The sequence below is a fragment of the Caulobacter sp. Root487D2Y genome (assembly GCF_001427165.1).
GTDB lineage: Bacteria > Pseudomonadota > Alphaproteobacteria > Caulobacterales > Caulobacteraceae > Caulobacter.
On sequence record NZ_LMFD01000001.1, the window covers coordinates 189,400 to 202,781 of the forward strand.

General features: G+C 70.5%; 18 protein-coding genes. 10 read left to right on the plus strand and 8 right to left on the minus strand.

All coding sequences use genetic code 11. From position 1 onward, the window contains the following. Positions 1-60 precede the first annotated feature (60 nt). Both ASD38_RS00885 and ASD38_RS00890 read right to left on the minus strand, forming a co-directional pair. Entirely contained in the window at positions 61-942 is an 882-nt protein-coding gene (locus ASD38_RS00885; RefSeq protein WP_056436933.1) for a methylated-DNA--[protein]-cysteine S-methyltransferase, read from the minus strand. Positions 943-1,101: 159 nt separating this feature from the next. Then, entirely contained in the window at positions 1,102-1,578 is a 477-nt protein-coding gene (locus ASD38_RS00890) for a DUF2244 domain-containing protein (RefSeq protein WP_056436931.1), read from the minus strand. A gap of 65 nt (positions 1,579-1,643) precedes the next feature. Here ASD38_RS00890 and nth point away from each other — a divergent pair, with 65 nt between their 5' ends. After that, on the plus strand, positions 1,644-2,345 hold the full coding sequence (gene nth / locus ASD38_RS00895) for an endonuclease III (RefSeq protein WP_056456808.1): 702 nt from the start codon (positions 1,644-1,646) through the stop codon (positions 2,343-2,345). Positions 2,346-2,514: 169 nt separating this feature from the next. Here the strand turns inward: nth and ASD38_RS00900 are convergent, their stop codons facing one another. Further along, on the minus strand, positions 2,515-3,366 hold the full coding sequence (locus ASD38_RS00900) for an ATP-grasp domain-containing protein (RefSeq protein WP_156390515.1): 852 nt from the start codon (positions 3,364-3,366) through the stop codon (positions 2,515-2,517). A 104-nt stretch (positions 3,367-3,470) separates the two neighbouring features. Between ASD38_RS00900 and ASD38_RS00905 the strand changes: the two genes are divergently transcribed. Genes ASD38_RS00905 through ASD38_RS00930 form a run of 6 tightly spaced genes read left to right on the plus strand, consistent with a single transcriptional unit; the run spans position 3,471 to position 7,556 of the window. Further along, entirely contained in the window at positions 3,471-4,460 is a 990-nt protein-coding gene (locus tag ASD38_RS00905) for an adenosine kinase (protein WP_056456811.1), read from the plus strand. Positions 4,461-4,486: 26 nt separating this feature from the next. Continuing rightward, on the plus strand, positions 4,487-5,077 hold the full coding sequence (gene hisB, locus ASD38_RS00910; RefSeq protein WP_056436920.1) for an imidazoleglycerol-phosphate dehydratase HisB: 591 nt from the start codon (positions 4,487-4,489) through the stop codon (positions 5,075-5,077). A gap of 13 nt (positions 5,078-5,090) precedes the next feature. Further along, on the plus strand, positions 5,091-5,732 hold the full coding sequence (hisH, locus tag ASD38_RS00915; protein WP_056456814.1) for an imidazole glycerol phosphate synthase subunit HisH: 642 nt from the start codon (positions 5,091-5,093) through the stop codon (positions 5,730-5,732). After that, positions 5,720-6,454: a 1-(5-phosphoribosyl)-5-[(5-phosphoribosylamino)methylideneamino]imidazole-4-carboxamide isomerase gene (hisA, locus tag ASD38_RS00920; protein ID WP_162250202.1), complete on the plus strand. Its 735-nt coding sequence runs from the start codon at positions 5,720-5,722 to the stop codon at positions 6,452-6,454. Before hisH ends, hisA begins: the two co-directional genes overlap by 13 nt. Beyond that, positions 6,454-7,236: an imidazole glycerol phosphate synthase subunit HisF gene (gene hisF / locus ASD38_RS00925; protein ID WP_056436914.1), complete on the plus strand. Its 783-nt coding sequence runs from the start codon at positions 6,454-6,456 to the stop codon at positions 7,234-7,236. Before hisA ends, hisF begins: the two co-directional genes overlap by 1 nt. Then, a complete protein-coding gene (locus tag ASD38_RS00930; RefSeq protein WP_056456817.1) occupies positions 7,233-7,556 on the plus strand; it encodes a phosphoribosyl-ATP diphosphatase in 324 nt (107 codons plus the stop codon). The genes hisF and ASD38_RS00930 overlap by 4 nt, the downstream gene beginning before the upstream one ends. A 122-nt stretch (positions 7,557-7,678) precedes the next feature. On the opposite strand, the gene ASD38_RS00935 is transcribed toward ASD38_RS00930, so the two are convergent. The 3 genes from ASD38_RS00935 to timA are packed head-to-tail and all read right to left on the minus strand — an operon-like array spanning position 7,679 to position 9,958. Beyond that, positions 7,679-8,218: a Smr/MutS family protein gene (locus ASD38_RS00935; RefSeq protein WP_082560637.1), complete on the minus strand. Its 540-nt coding sequence runs from the start codon at positions 8,216-8,218 to the stop codon at positions 7,679-7,681. Positions 8,219-8,222: 4 nt separating this feature from the next. Then, complete coding sequence (gene mltA / locus ASD38_RS00940) at positions 8,223-9,359, minus strand: murein transglycosylase A (protein ID WP_056456819.1); 1,137 nt, start codon at positions 9,357-9,359, stop codon at positions 8,223-8,225. Then, on the minus strand, positions 9,359-9,958 hold the full coding sequence (gene timA / locus ASD38_RS00945; RefSeq protein WP_056456822.1) for a TIM44-related membrane protein TimA: 600 nt from the start codon (positions 9,956-9,958) through the stop codon (positions 9,359-9,361). The genes mltA and timA overlap by 1 nt, the downstream gene beginning before the upstream one ends. A gap of 161 nt (positions 9,959-10,119) precedes the next feature. On the opposite strand from timA, the gene secB reads away from it, so the two are divergent. Next, the gene (gene secB / locus ASD38_RS00950; protein WP_056436906.1) at positions 10,120-10,614 is read left to right on the plus strand and encodes a protein-export chaperone SecB; all 495 of its coding nucleotides are present in this window, start codon (positions 10,120-10,122) and stop codon (positions 10,612-10,614) included. Positions 10,615-10,812: 198 nt separating this feature from the next. Here secB and ASD38_RS00955 read toward each other — a convergent pair whose 3' ends face one another. After that, a complete protein-coding gene (locus ASD38_RS00955) occupies positions 10,813-11,499 on the minus strand; it encodes a response regulator transcription factor (RefSeq protein WP_056437107.1) in 687 nt (228 codons plus the stop codon). A gap of 83 nt (positions 11,500-11,582) precedes the next feature. Here ASD38_RS00955 and ASD38_RS00960 point away from each other — a divergent pair, with 83 nt between their 5' ends. After that, positions 11,583-12,113, plus strand: coding sequence for a L,D-transpeptidase family protein (locus ASD38_RS00960; RefSeq protein WP_056436903.1), 531 nt, complete (start codon positions 11,583-11,585; stop codon positions 12,111-12,113). Here the strand turns inward: ASD38_RS00960 and ASD38_RS00965 are convergent. Further along, a complete protein-coding gene (locus tag ASD38_RS00965; RefSeq protein ID WP_056436900.1) occupies positions 12,110-12,754 on the minus strand; it encodes a YggS family pyridoxal phosphate-dependent enzyme in 645 nt (214 codons plus the stop codon). The two genes, ASD38_RS00960 and ASD38_RS00965, sit on opposite strands and share 4 nt — an antisense overlap. Between ASD38_RS00965 and ASD38_RS00970 the strand changes: the two genes are divergently transcribed. Next, positions 12,753-13,382 carry a thiamine phosphate synthase gene (locus tag ASD38_RS00970; protein WP_082554612.1) on the plus strand — a complete coding sequence of 210 codons (630 nt, stop codon included), beginning with the start codon at positions 12,753-12,755 and terminating at the stop codon, positions 13,380-13,382. The two genes, ASD38_RS00965 and ASD38_RS00970, sit on opposite strands and share 2 nt — an antisense overlap.

The following is a 13,382-nucleotide window of genomic DNA, read 5'->3' on the forward strand; positions in this document are numbered from 1 at the left end:
GGGCGGCTCCCGAAGCGGCGGCCGCCAAGGCCGTCGCTCCGCAGACTAGGCCCTGGCGCGTCAGGCCGAAAGCCGCGCGCCGGCCTCCACCGCCTCCATGCCCAGCATCGCCGCCTTGCGGCCCAGGCCCCAGTGATAGCCGGTCAGCCGGCCGTCCTTGGCGATGGCCCGGTGGCAAGGGATCAGCAGCGAGATCGGATTGGCCCCGATCGCTCCGCCGGTCGCCTGGTAGGCCCTGGGACTGCCCGCCAAGGCGGCGATCTCGCCATAGGTTCTGGTCCGGCCCGGCGGGATGCGCAGCAGGGCTTTCCAGACCTGGACGTTGAACGGCGAGCCGATCAGCACCACCGGCAGGGGCTGGTCGCCGCCGGCGAAGGCGTGGATCGCGGTCTTGGCCGCCGCCTCGTCGTCGCGGCGCCAGTCGGCGGCCGGAAACCTTCGGTGCATGTCGTCGAAGGTCGCCTCGTCGTCGCCGTCCGAGAAGGCCAGGCCCGCCAGCCCGCGCGGAGCCATGACGAACAGGCCCTTGCCATAGGGCGTGGGCGCCCAGCCCCAGGTCAGCTGGATCCCCTCGCCGCGCCGACGCACGTCGCCGGGCGTCACCGCCTCCTGGGCGATGAACAGGTCATGCAGGCGCGAAGGGCCCGACAGGCCGGCGTCATAGGCCGCGTCGAGCACGCTGGCCCCCTCCTCCAGTGACCGGCGGGCCTCGGCGTGGGCGATGGCGGCGACGAACGTCTTGGGGCTGACCCCGGCCCAGCGGCTGAACACCCGCTGGAAGTGGAACGGCGACAGGCCGACCGCCCTGGCGGCCTCGTCCAGCGGCGGGCGCTCCTGCCAGCGGTCGGCCAGCCAGGCCAGGGCCTTGGCCATGCGGTCGTAGTCGGCCGATCGCTCGGTCAGTTGGGCGAAGGCTTGCGAGGGCGAGATGTCGAGGGCCATGGACGGAAGATAGTGCGGCGACCGATGTTCGTCCGCCCGGTTCTTGCGGCTTGTTCCGGCGCGCGAACCTCGTCCTTCGACAGGCTCAGGATGAGGTTCTATTGAACCGCCGCATCATTCGTCCTCATCCCGAGCCTGTCGAGGGACGAGGGCGGCCCCTCAGACATGCCGTTCGGACCGGGCTCGAAGGATCGCCCGCTCCAGCGCCCGAGCGAAGTCGACCCGTTCGGGCGGGCTCAGCGCCCGGCCCAGGGTCAGGCGCTTGCGCGACATCATCAGCCGCACCCGGGCGTCGTGCTCGCCCGGCTGGTCGACCCCCACTCGGGTGAAGGCGGTCGGCGAGGTCCAGATCACCCGCGCGCCCTTCTCGTCCTCTCGGCTGACCGTCACGGCCTCGGCGGTGACCTGGATCCGCTCGGCCCGTTCGGCGGCCCGGAAGCTGGCGCGCAGCGCCAGGGCGACGGCCAGGACGTCCAGCCCCAGGAACGGCAGCACCGGCGGCGCGCCGACCACCAGCAGGAACACCGCGACCATCAGGTTGAAGGCGACCATCACGCCCAGCACGACGTAGAGGCCGCGCCGGGTCATCGAGCGGTTCGGCTTGATCACGGCGTCCATGTACAGCGGCGCGGCCATGAGGCTGATTTAGGCGCTCACGCCCGCCTTGGCGAGAAGCGCGCATCACGGCATGGTCGCCGTCCATGGCCTCCTCCGCTCGCAAGCCCCTCACCAAGAAGCGCCCTGCCGCCAAGCGCGTCTCGCCGGCCGAGCGCGAGCGGGTCGAGGTGCTGTTCTCGCGGTTCGAGAGTCTGGAGGACCATCCCAGGACCGAGCTGCGCTATTCCAACCCCTACACCCTGGTGACCGCCGTGGCCCTGTCGGCCCAGGCCACCGACGTCCAGGTCAACAAGGCCACCGGGCCGCTGTTCCAGGTCGCCGACAGCGCCGCGAAGATGCTGGAGCTGGGGGAAGAGGGGCTGACGCCCTACATCGCCTCGATCGGCCTCTACCGGACCAAGGCCAAGAACGTCATCGCCGCCGCCAGGCTCCTGGTCGACCGCCACGGCGGCGAAGTGCCGCTGAACCGCCAGGCGCTGGAAAGCCTGCCGGGCGTGGGCCGCAAGACCGCCAGCGTGGTGCTGAACGAGCTGGACATCGAACCGGCCATCGCCGTCGACACCCATGTGTTCCGCGTGGCGCACCGCCTGAAGCTGTCGGCGGGCAAGACGCCGGACGCGGTCGAGGACGACCTGATGCGCGTGACGCCCGACCGCTACAAGACCCGGGCGCACCACTGGCTGATCCTGCACGGCCGCTATGTGTGCGTGGCGCGGAAGCCGAAGTGCGAGATTTGCCGGATCGCGGATCTGTGTCCGTCTCGGGAGCTGTTCTTGGGCGCCTAGGCGGCGAACACCTGCCCCCTACGGGTCGCTTCGCGACCGTCTTCCCCCAGAGGGGGAAGAGTTCGCGACCGTCTTCCCCCAGAGGGGGAAGAGGATGCGGCGTCCGCCTCCTCCGCCCCCTATGGGGCGGACAGACCGCGAAGCGGTCAGGTGGGGGCAAGTGGAAGAGCTACAGCGCTCTCATGACGGCGTCAGCGAACGCCGCGCCGTCGTCGTGCACGTGCTCCAGGAACAGATCCGGCTCGATGACCTCCAGCTCCATCAGCTGCGGCGCGCCGTCCAGGCCCCGGATCAGGTCGACCCGGGCGTAGGTCAGGGGCGCGCCGGCCGCCTTCAGCACCATTTCGGCCGCGTGCAGGGCCTCGGGCTCGGGCGCGACGCCGCTGACCTGGCCGCCGAACTGCGGCTGGACCCGGAAGTCGCCGGCCACGGCCACCTTGGCCACCGCGTGGCTGAAGACGCCGTCGAAATAGAACAGCGACAGCTCGCCCTCCTCGCCCACGGCGGGCAGGAAGGGCTGGATCAGGGCCGGACCGGCGGTGCAGCCGGCCAGGCCGTCGGCGTGGCGCAGTTTCACCGTGTCCTGCGAGCCGCCGGAGATCTGCGGCTTGGTCACCAGCACATCGACGCCGAACACGTCTCGCGCATGGTCCAGCGCCGCCAGGGTCAGCCGATCGACCGCGTGGGTCGGCACGACCGGCGCGCCCTTGGCGGCCAGGTCGGCCAGATAGGTCTTGGTCGTGTTCCAGCGCAGCACCGGGACCGGATTGGCCAGGCGCGCGCCGGCCGCCTCCAGGGCGTCGAGCCGCGCGAACCATTCGTCGGCCCGCAGATGATAGCCCCAGCTGAGCAGCGGCAGCACCACCCGGGCGCCGGCCGTGTCGGCGTCGACCCAGCTGCCGGCCTCGACGGTCAGCCCTCGGGCCCGCAACGGCGCCGCCAGGCGCTCGAACAGGGGGAACCAGCTGTTGGCGAAGCGGGGTTCGTCGGGGGCGGGGGTGAGAATAAGGACGTCGGTCATGCCTCTGCCGGTAGAACGCCGCGATCCCCGGGGCAAGGCTCGCGTTGCCTTGCGGGCCCCGATCCGGTACTCCGCGCGCGTCGCTCCTTCGCAAAAGGCCTTTCATGACCGCCCTCTACGACGTCGCCGCCATCGGCAACGCCATCGTCGACGTCATCGCCCAGTGCGACGACGCCTTCCTGGAGCGTGAGGGCCTGGTGAAGGGCTCCATGGCGCTGATCGACCCCGAGCGGGCCGCCAGTCTGTACGAGGTGATGGCCGCGGGCATCGAGGCCTCGGGCGGCTCGGCCGCCAACACCGCCGCCGGCGTCGCCAGCTTCGGCGGCAAGGTCGCCTTCATCGGCAAGGTCGCCGACGACCAGCTGGGCAACGTGTTCCGCCACGACATGAAGGCCATCGGCTGCGATTTCACCACCCCGTCCCTCGCCGAGGGTCCGGCCACGGCGCAGAGCCTGATCAACGTCACCGCCGACGCCCAGCGGACCATGTCGACCTATCTGGGCGCCTGCGTCGAACTGAACCCGGCCGACGTCGACCCGGCGATCATCGAGGCCGCGCAGTTCTCCTATCTCGAGGGCTATCTGTTCGATCCGCCCGAAGCCCGCCGCGCCTTCGCCAAGGCCGCCGCCCTGAGCCACGGCGCGGGCCGCAAGATCTCGATGACCCTGAGCGACAGCTTCATGGTCGACCGCCACCGCGGCGCCCTGCTGGGCTTCATCGAAACCCAATGCGACATCGTCTTCGCCAACGCGAGCGAAGTCTGCTCGCTGTTCGAAACCGACGATTTCGACGCCGCCGTGAAGGCCTTGGCCGGCCGGGTCGAGATCGCCGCCGTCACCCGCAGCGAAAAGGGCTCGATCGTGGCCTCGAACGGGCAGCTTCACGAAATCTCGGCCTATCCGGTGGAAAAAGTCGTGGACACGACCGGCGCGGGCGACCAATACGCCGCTGGTTTCCTCTACGGTCTGTCCCAGGGTCGTCCGCTGCCGATCTGCGGCAAGCTGGGCTCCCTGGCCGCCGCCGAGGTGATTGACCACTATGGTCCGCGTCCGCAGGTCAACCTGCGGGAGCTGGCCCAAAAGAATGGCCTCTAAGGTCAGAACGGACTGTAAGGACGCAGATGGCCCGCACCGCTGAAGTGGTCCGCGAGACGAAGGAGACCCAGATCCGGGTCTGGATCGATCTCGACGGGACCGGCGCCTCGACGATCTCCACCGGCATCGGGTTCTACGACCACATGCTGGAGAGCTTCGCGCGCCATGGCGGCTTCGACCTGAAGGTCGAGACCAAGGGCGACCTGCACATCGACATGCACCACACGGTCGAGGACACCGGCATCGTGCTGGGCCTGGCGATCAACAAGGCGCTGGACGGCTTCAAGGGCGTTCGGCGCTTCGGCCACGCCTATATCCCGATGGACGAGACGCTGACGCGCTGCGCCATCGACCTGTCCAACCGCCCCTATCTGGTCTGGAAGGTCGATTTCAAGCGGCCCAAGGTCGGCGAGATGGACACCGAGCTCTTCAAGGAGTTCCACCACGCGTTCGCCATGAACTGCGGAGCGTGCGTGCACCTGGAGACCCTCTACGGCGACAACACCCACCACGTCGCCGAGAGCGGGTTCAAGGCCCTGGCCCGGGCGCTGCGTCAGGCGGTCGAGATCGACCCCAAGACCGGCGGCCATGCCCCCTCCACCAAGGGCGTGCTGTAGGGAATCTGATTTCATGCAGACCGTCGCCCTGATCGATTACGGGTCGGGCAACCTGCGCTCGGCCGAAAAGGCCCTGCGCGAGGCGGCCCGCCGCCACGCGATCGACGCTGACATCGTTGTCACCGCCGACCCCGCGATCGTGGCCGCCGCCGACCGCGTGGTGCTGCCCGGCGTGGGGGCCTTCGCCTCGTGCCGCGCCGGCCTGGACGCCTCGGGCGTCTACGAGGCCATGAACGAGGCCGTGCACGGCAAGGGCGCGCCGTTCCTGGGCATCTGCGTCGGCCACCAGCTGCTGGCGACCGAAGGCCTGGAGTTCGGCGTCACCCCGGGCCTCGACTGGATCGGCGGCCAGGTCAGGAAGCTGGAGCCGAACGATCCGACCCTGACCATTCCGCACATGGGCTGGAACGCGATCACCTTCACGCGCGACCACGCCCTGTTCAAGGGCGTCGAAAGCGGCGCCCACATGTACTACGCCAACTCCTTCGCCCTGACGCCGACCGACCCGGCCGACGTGCTGGCCGTCACCGACCACGGCGGCCCGTTCACGGCCGCTGTGGCCAAGGGCAACGTCGCGGGCGTACAGTTCCACCCCGAAAAATCCCAAGCCGCGGGGCTCGCCCTGCTCGCCAACTTCCTGGAATGGCGCCCATGATCCTCTATCCCGCCATCGACCTGAAGGACGGCCAGTGCGTGCGCCTGCTGCACGGCGACATGGAAAAGGCCACGGTCTTCAACACCAGCCCCGCCGACCAGGCCGAACGCTTCGTGCGCGACGGCTTCTCGTGGCTGCACGTGGTCGACCTGAACGGCGCCATCCAGGGCAAGTCGGTCAACACCGCCGCCGTGCAGTCGATCCTGGAGGCCATCTCGATCCCGGTGCAGCTGGGCGGCGGCATCCGCACCCTGGAGGGCGTCGAAGCCTGGATCGAGGCGGGCGTCAGCCGCGTGATCCTCGGCACCGTCGCCGTCCATGACCCCGAACTGGTCCGCAAGGCCGCCCGCCTGTGGCCAGAGCAGATCGCCGTGGCCGTCGACGTGCGCGACGGCAAGGTGGCGGTCGACGGCTGGACCGGCCTGTCGGACATCGACGCCATCACCCTGGGCAAACGCTTCGAGGACGCGGGCGTGGCCGCCCTGATCGTCACCGACATCAGCCGCGACGGCGCCCTGACCGGGGTCAATGTCGAGGGCGTGGGCGAACTGGCCGACGCCGTGTCGATCCCGGTGATCGCCTCGGGCGGCGTGGCCTCGGTGGCCGACATCGAGCGGTTGAAGGCCCGCGCGGGCGTCGAGATCGCCGGCGCCATCCTGGGCCGCTCGCTCTACGCCGGCACGATCCGGCCGGCCGAAGCCCTGACCATAGCGGCCGCCTGATGCTGAAGACCCGGATCATTCCTTGCCTGGACGTCAAGGACGGCCGGGTGGTCAAGGGGGTCAATTTCGTGGCCCTGCGCGACGCCGGCGACCCGGTGGAGCAGGCCCGCGCCTATGACGCGGCGGGCGCCGACGAGCTGATGTTCCTGGACATCACCGCCTCCAGCGAGGGCCGCGGCCTGATCCTGGACGTGATCTCCCGCACCGCCGAGGTCTGCTTCATGCCGGTCTCGGTCGGCGGCGGCGTGCGCCAGGTGGCCGACATGCGTCGCCTGCTGCTGGCCGGCGCCGACAAGGTCTCGGTCAACACCGCCGCCGTCGAGAACCCCGACCTGGTGGCCGCCGGGGCCGACGCGTTCGGCGCCCAGTGCGTGGTGGTGGCCATCGACGCCAAGGCGCGCGAGGACGGCTCCGGCTGGAACGTCTGGACCTATGGCGGCCGCAAGGACACCGGCATCGACGTGGTCGACTGGGCCGCCAAGGTGGTCGAGCGCGGCGCGGGCGAGATCCTGCTGACCTCGATGGACCGCGACGGAGCCAAGATCGGCTACGACATCCCGCTGCTCAAGGCCGTGACCGGCGCGGTCACCGTGCCGGTGATCGCCTCGGGCGGGGCCGGCACGACCGATCACCTGGTCGAGGCCGCCCGCGACGGCCACGCCGCCGCCGTGCTGGCCGCCTCGATCTTCCACTTCGGCGAGATCAGCATCGGCGAGGCCAAGCGGGCCATGGCCGACGCCGGCATCCCCGTGCGCCTGGACGACCTGAAGGGGGCCGCGTGAGCAAGCTGTTCGAGGTCCTGGAGCGCCTGGCCGCGACGATCGAGACCCGCAAGGGCGGCGATCCGACCGCGTCCTACACCGCCAAGCTGCTGAACGATCCGACCCTGGCCGCCAAGAAGCTGGGCGAGGAAGCCGTCGAGACGGTGATCGCCGCCGTGGCTCAGGGGTCGGACGCCCTGGCGGCCGAGAGCGCCGACCTGTTGTACCACTGGCTGGTGCTGCTGGCGGCTTCGGGCGTGTCGCTGGATGCGGTGGCTGAGAAGCTCACGGCGCGTGAGGGGACCTCGGGGATCGCTGAGAAGGCTTCGCGCCCCTCCTAGGCCCTCCCCCTGTGGGGGAGGCGATCGCGCAGCGATCGGTGGGGGGATATTGCTGAGGTGGGACCACTCCCCCCTCCGTCGGCTTCGCCGACACCTCCCCCAAAGGGGGAGGACCTAAACCGTCAGACCTTCGGCGGCCGACGCTTCAGCGCCACGTACAACGCCCCGTCCCCGCCGTGGCGCTTATCCGCCGGCGACACCCCCGCCACGATGTCGCGCAGGGCCGGGCCGGCCAGCCATTCGGGCGTGCGGGCCTTCAGAACCCCGACCCCCAGCTTGCCCTTGCCGGTGACCACCAGGGCGGCGCGGTGGCCGTCCTCCCAGGCGCGGCGCAGGAACGCCTCCAGCACCGGACGGGCGCGGTCCTGGTCCAGGCCGTGCAGGTCCAGCCGCGCGTCCAGCGGGGTGTGCTCGCGGGCGATCTTGCGCTTGCGGTTGGGCTCGATGCCCTCCAGCGGCCCCGGCTGGCGGCTGGCGCCCGCCGGCTTGATCGTCTTGGGATCGACCAGCAGCGGCGCCATCGGCTGCAGCGTCGTCGGCTGGATCAGCGACTTTTCGGCCTTGGGCGTCCAGCCGGCCGCCTTCTGGCTCGACTTGGCCTTCACCGTGGCGGTGACCATGCCCCACAGGCGCAGTTCTTCCTGGCGCGGGGGGCGCTTCACGGCCTCAGCCTCGGGGAACGAGGCGATAGAGGCGCAGGTCGTGGCGCACGCGCCCGGCCTCCGCCCCCGCCGCCGGGCCCGTGCCGGTGTAGAGATCGGCCCGCACGTCGCCTTTGATCGCCCCGCCGACGTCCAGGGCCACCGCCAGGCGGCGATAGGTCGGGAAGGCCCCGGCCAGCTTCGGCGCGCCGGCGTCCAGCCAATAGAGCTCGCCCAGGGCGTGCTTGCTGGCGTCCACGGCGATGGCCCGGCCGGCCGGCAGCGGGATCCCCGCCGCGCCCACCGCCTGCCTGCCGTCGTCGGGCAGGGTCTGGAAGAACACGTAGCGCGGGTTGAGCTGCATGATCGCGTCGGCTTCGGGACCGCGATGGTCGGCCAGCCAGCCGCGGATCGCGTCGCCCGAGGTGTTGTTGTCGGGCAGCAAACCCTTCTCGCGCATCGGCGTGGCGATGCCGACGAACGGACGGCCGTTGTGGGCCGCGAACGCCGCGCGCACCCGGCGACCGTCCGGCATCACCAGAATGCCCGAGCCCTGGATCTGCAGGAAGAACAGGTCCTCCGGGCGCATCCAGGCCAGGGGGCGGGTCTCCGGCGTGGCCTCGATGGCCGCGCGGTCCGGATAAGGCTGCACCTGGCCGCCCTCGATCTCGCCGGTGACCTTCTTGCCGACCAGGCCGGGGTCGAACTGAGCCAGGTCCAGGGTGACGAGATCGTCGGGCTTGCCGCGCATCGGGGCGCTGAACTCGGCCGAGCGCGACATCCGCGCCTCGTATTCCGGCGCGAAATAGGCGGTCAGCAGGCCCTGGCCCGGGACGGGCTCGGGACGAAAATTCGCTTCGATGAAGCGGCGGGCGTCGTCGTCATTGCCCGGGCGCTCGGCGCGGGCCTTGCGGCACACCTCGGCCAGGGCCGGATCCTTGGCCACGCCGCAGCCCTGCCGGAAAGCGTCCAGGGCGCCGAGGTGGTCTTCCTGCGACCAGCCGGCCAGGTCGCTGAACGACACCGCGCCCGGGCCCGTCGGCGTGACGGGAGGCCCGACCGGCGGCGGGATCGGGCCGGCGCCGACCGGCGGCGGCGGCGCGGTCGTACAGGCCGCCAGCGCCAGCAGGGCGAAGGCGGCGACAAGCCCGTGGCGAAGCATCAGGCCTCCGCGACGTCGACGCGGACCAGGGTCCAATTGGGGTTCTTGCTCTTCAGGTCGCGCTGGAAGGTCCACAGATCGGCGGTGCGACGGTCGTCGACCGCCTCGCCCTCGGCGCCGGTCGAACGGGTGCGGATCTCGGCCAGGATGCGGACCACCGCCTTGGCGACATCGCCCTCGACCGTGATCGAATCCAGGTCGGTGCGCGGCGTGACCAGGAATTCGGCCTTCTCGACGCGGTTCTGGGCCTCGCGGGCCGCGATGGCGGCTTCGAAATTGGCCATGACGTCCGAAGACAGCAGCGGCCGGAGCGTTTCGCGGTCGCCGGCGGCGAAGGCCTTGACGATCATCTCGTAAGCCTGCCGCGCGCCGCTCAGGAATTGGCCGATGTCGAAGTCCGCCTGGCGGGCGCGCAGGGCGGCCAGCCCCGACAGCGCTTCGGGCGGCGTCTCGGGGGCCTTCAAATCACGCGTCGAGGCGTTGGCGGGAACCACCGCGGGGGCGTCCTCCGGCTGACGCCCGACCCGGCGACCCAGGGTGGCGTACAGCTGGTAGAGAATGACCGCGGCCAGGGCCGCGAGGATAATCCATTCAAACACGATATTTTCCGCTCGTTCGGCCAACGCGCCGCCTTACGCTTATATAGGCGATAACGGGCTCGCGCGTCAGGCGCCTGACGTTGCGCGCCAGCCGCCCTCGTGTTAGCAGCCCGGCTCTCTCCTAGCGGCCAATTTCGACGCCGAATACGGATTTATCGCACATGACCGACACGACCGCCGCTCCGCCCGCCGCTCAGGACGACTCCGCGGCCACCGAAAGCGGCATCCGCATCATCGCCCAGTTCGTGCGCGACTTCTCGTTCGAGAGCCCGCACGCCCCCGATTCCCTGCGCGCCGGCGGCGCTCCGCCCGCCATCGACATGGGCGTGGAGATGAACGCCCGAGGCCGTCCCGACGGCCTGTTCGAGGTGGACCTGAAGCTGTCGGCTCGCGCCACCCGCGACGAACAGCCGGTGTTCCACGTCGAGGTGATGTACGGCGGCCTGTTCCACATCGCCGGCGTGCCGGAAGACCAGCTGGAGCCGGTGCTGCTGATCGAGTGCCCGCGCTTCCTGTTCCCCTACGCCCGCCGCCTGATCTCGGACATCACCTCCGAAGGCGGCTTCCCGCCCTTCCTGATCGACCCGATCGACTTCGCCGGCGTCTACGCCGCCCGCAAGGCCCAGGCCGAGGGCGTGGTGGTCGGCAACGCCTGATCGCAGGCTGATCGCTGAATGACAAAGGCCCCAACCGCTTCGGCGATTGGGGCCTTTTTCTTTGTCCAAAATCCGCTGTCATCCCGGGCGTAGCGAAGCGAAGACCCGGGACCGCCGGAAGCGCATGCGTTCACGCGTCGTCCCGGATCGGCGCGCTGCGCGCTTGTCCGGGATGACAACCTTTTACGGCTCCGGCTTCTACGGCTGCAGCCGATAGCCGCCCATCTCGGTGATCAGGATCCGCGCCATGGCCGGATCCGGTTCGATCTTCTGGCGCAGGCGATAGACGTGGGTTTCCAGGGTGTGGGTGGTGACCCCGGCGTTGTAGCCCCAGACCTCGGTCAGCAGCTCCTCGCGCGACACCGGCTTGGAGCCGGCGCGGTAGAGGTACTTGAGGATGTTGGTTTCCTTCTCGGTCAGCCGGACCTTCTTCTGCTTCTCGTCGATCAGCAGCTTGGCCGAGGGCCGGAACTCGTAGGGACCGATGCGGAACAGGGCGTCTTCCGAGGCCTCGTAGCTGCGCAGCTGAGCGCGGATGCGGGCCAGCAAGACGCCGAAGCGGAAGGGCTTGGTGACATAGTCGTTGGCGCCCGATTCCAGGCCCAGGATGGTGTCGCTGTCGCTGGCGGCCGCCGTCAGCATGATGACGGGCGCGGTGACGCCGTTCTTGCGCATCAGGCGGCAGGCCTCGCGGCCGTCCATGTCGGGCAAGTCGACGTCCAGCAGGACCAGGTCCGGCTTGAGCTCCTTGGCCATCCGCACGCCTTCGCCGGCGGTGGGAGCCTCGGCGACCGCGAACTCCTCGTGGAGGGCGAGCTGCTCGGCCAGAGCTCCGCGCAGATCATCGTCGTCGTCGACCAGGAGAAGGGTTTTGCGTTGCGCCATGGGCGGGAACATGCACCGCTGCGGCCCCCGGCGCCAAGGCGGTTCTCAACCTCTTGCCGCGCAACGCTCTTGGAGACCCGGTCTTGACGATCTTTCGCGCCCGTCCCGACGGTTCAAGCCCTTGGGACGGCCAGATCGCCTGGGATGGAAAGACCGCGCGGGCCGCGCTGGGCAAGGCCGGGGTGATCGCCGCGGCCGACAAGCGCGAGGGCGACAACCGCAGTCCGACGGGCGTCTGGCCGATCCGCCACGTGCTCTACCGCCCCGACGTCTATCCGGACGGCCCGCAGACCGCCCTGGAGGCCAGGCCGATCGCGGCGGACGACGGCTGGTGCGACGCCCCGGGCGACCCGGCCTACAACAAGCCTGTCAGACTGCCCTACCCGGCCAGCGCCGAGCGCTTGTGGCGCGACGACCGCGTCTACGACCTGGTGGTGGTGCTGGGGCACAACGACGATCCCCCGGCCCCGGGCCTGGGCTCGGCGATCTTCCTGCACCTGGCGCGCGACGGCTATCCCGGCACCGAGGGCTGCGTGGCCCTGGCGCGGGAGGATATCGAGGCCCTGCTGGCGGCCGCCAGGCCCGGCGACGCGGTCGAGATCGCGTCGGCCTAGGTCCGCGAACCGAACAGCGCCGACCCCACGCGCACGGAGGTCGCCCCGCAGGCGATGGCGGTCTCGAAATCGTCGCTCATGCCCATCGACAGCTTCTCCAGCCCGTTGCGGGCCGCGATCTGGCCCAGCAGGCGGAAATGCGGGGCGGGGTCGAGATCGGCCGGCGGAATGCACATCAGGCCCTCCACGGGCAAGTCCAGGCCCCGGCACAGGGCGACGAAGCCGTCGGCCTCGCCGGGGCTGACGCCGGCCTTCTGCGGCTCCTCGCCGGTGTTGACCTGGATGTACAGCCGGGGCGCCTTGCCCTGGGCCTGGATCTCGTCGGCCAGCACCCGCGCCAGCTTCTCGCGGTCGAGGCTTTCGATCACGTCGAAGAAGGCCACCGCGTCGCGGGTCTTGTTGCTCTGCAGGGGTCCGATCAGGCGCAGTTCGATCTCGGCCCGGCGCTCGCTCCAGCGGCCGATGGCCTCCTGGACGCGATTTTCCCCGAACACCCGCTGGCCCGCGTCGAAAATGGGCGCGATATGGTCCCATGGCTGCAGCTTGGACACCGCCACCAGGGTGACCGCGTCGGCTGGACGGCCGGCGGCCAGGGCGGCGGCGCGGATGCGGGACAGGACCGAGGAGTAGACGTCTGACATGGGCTCAACACGCGCAACCGACGAGATGGAAGCCCTGTCTAGAACGGTCGCGCGCCTTCGCCCATGGCCGGTGCGCGGAAAGCCGCTGCCAAACCTGCTGTTCTTCACCGATCCGGAACGGACGCCGGATCCCGAACGGGCCGCCGAGCGCCTGCCGATCGGCGCGGCCGTGGTGTTCCGGGCGTTCGGCGCGCCGGACGCGGCGGCGCGAGGCCGGCGGCTGCGCCAGATCACCCGGCGGCGCGGCCTGACGCTCCTGGTCGGCGCGGACGCGGCGCTGGCGTTGGAGATCGAGGCCGACGGCCTTCATCTGCCCGAGCGGCTGGCCGCCCAGGCGCCGGACCTGCGCGTCGCGCATCCGGACTGGCTGATCACCTTGGCCGCCCATGACCTGGCCGCGGCCCTGGCCGGCGCCGCGACGGGCGCGGACGCCCTGGTGGTGTCGCCGGTCTTCCCCAGCCGCAGCCCTTCGGCGGGCGCGCCGCTGGGCGTGGACGGCCTGAAACAGATCGTCGAGGCGGTGGAAGCGCCGGTCTATGCCCTGGGCGGCGTGCGCGCGGACACGGCGACGCTGCTGCTGGACACGGGAATTGTCGGGATCGCGGCGGTGGAGGCGCTGAGCGCCTGA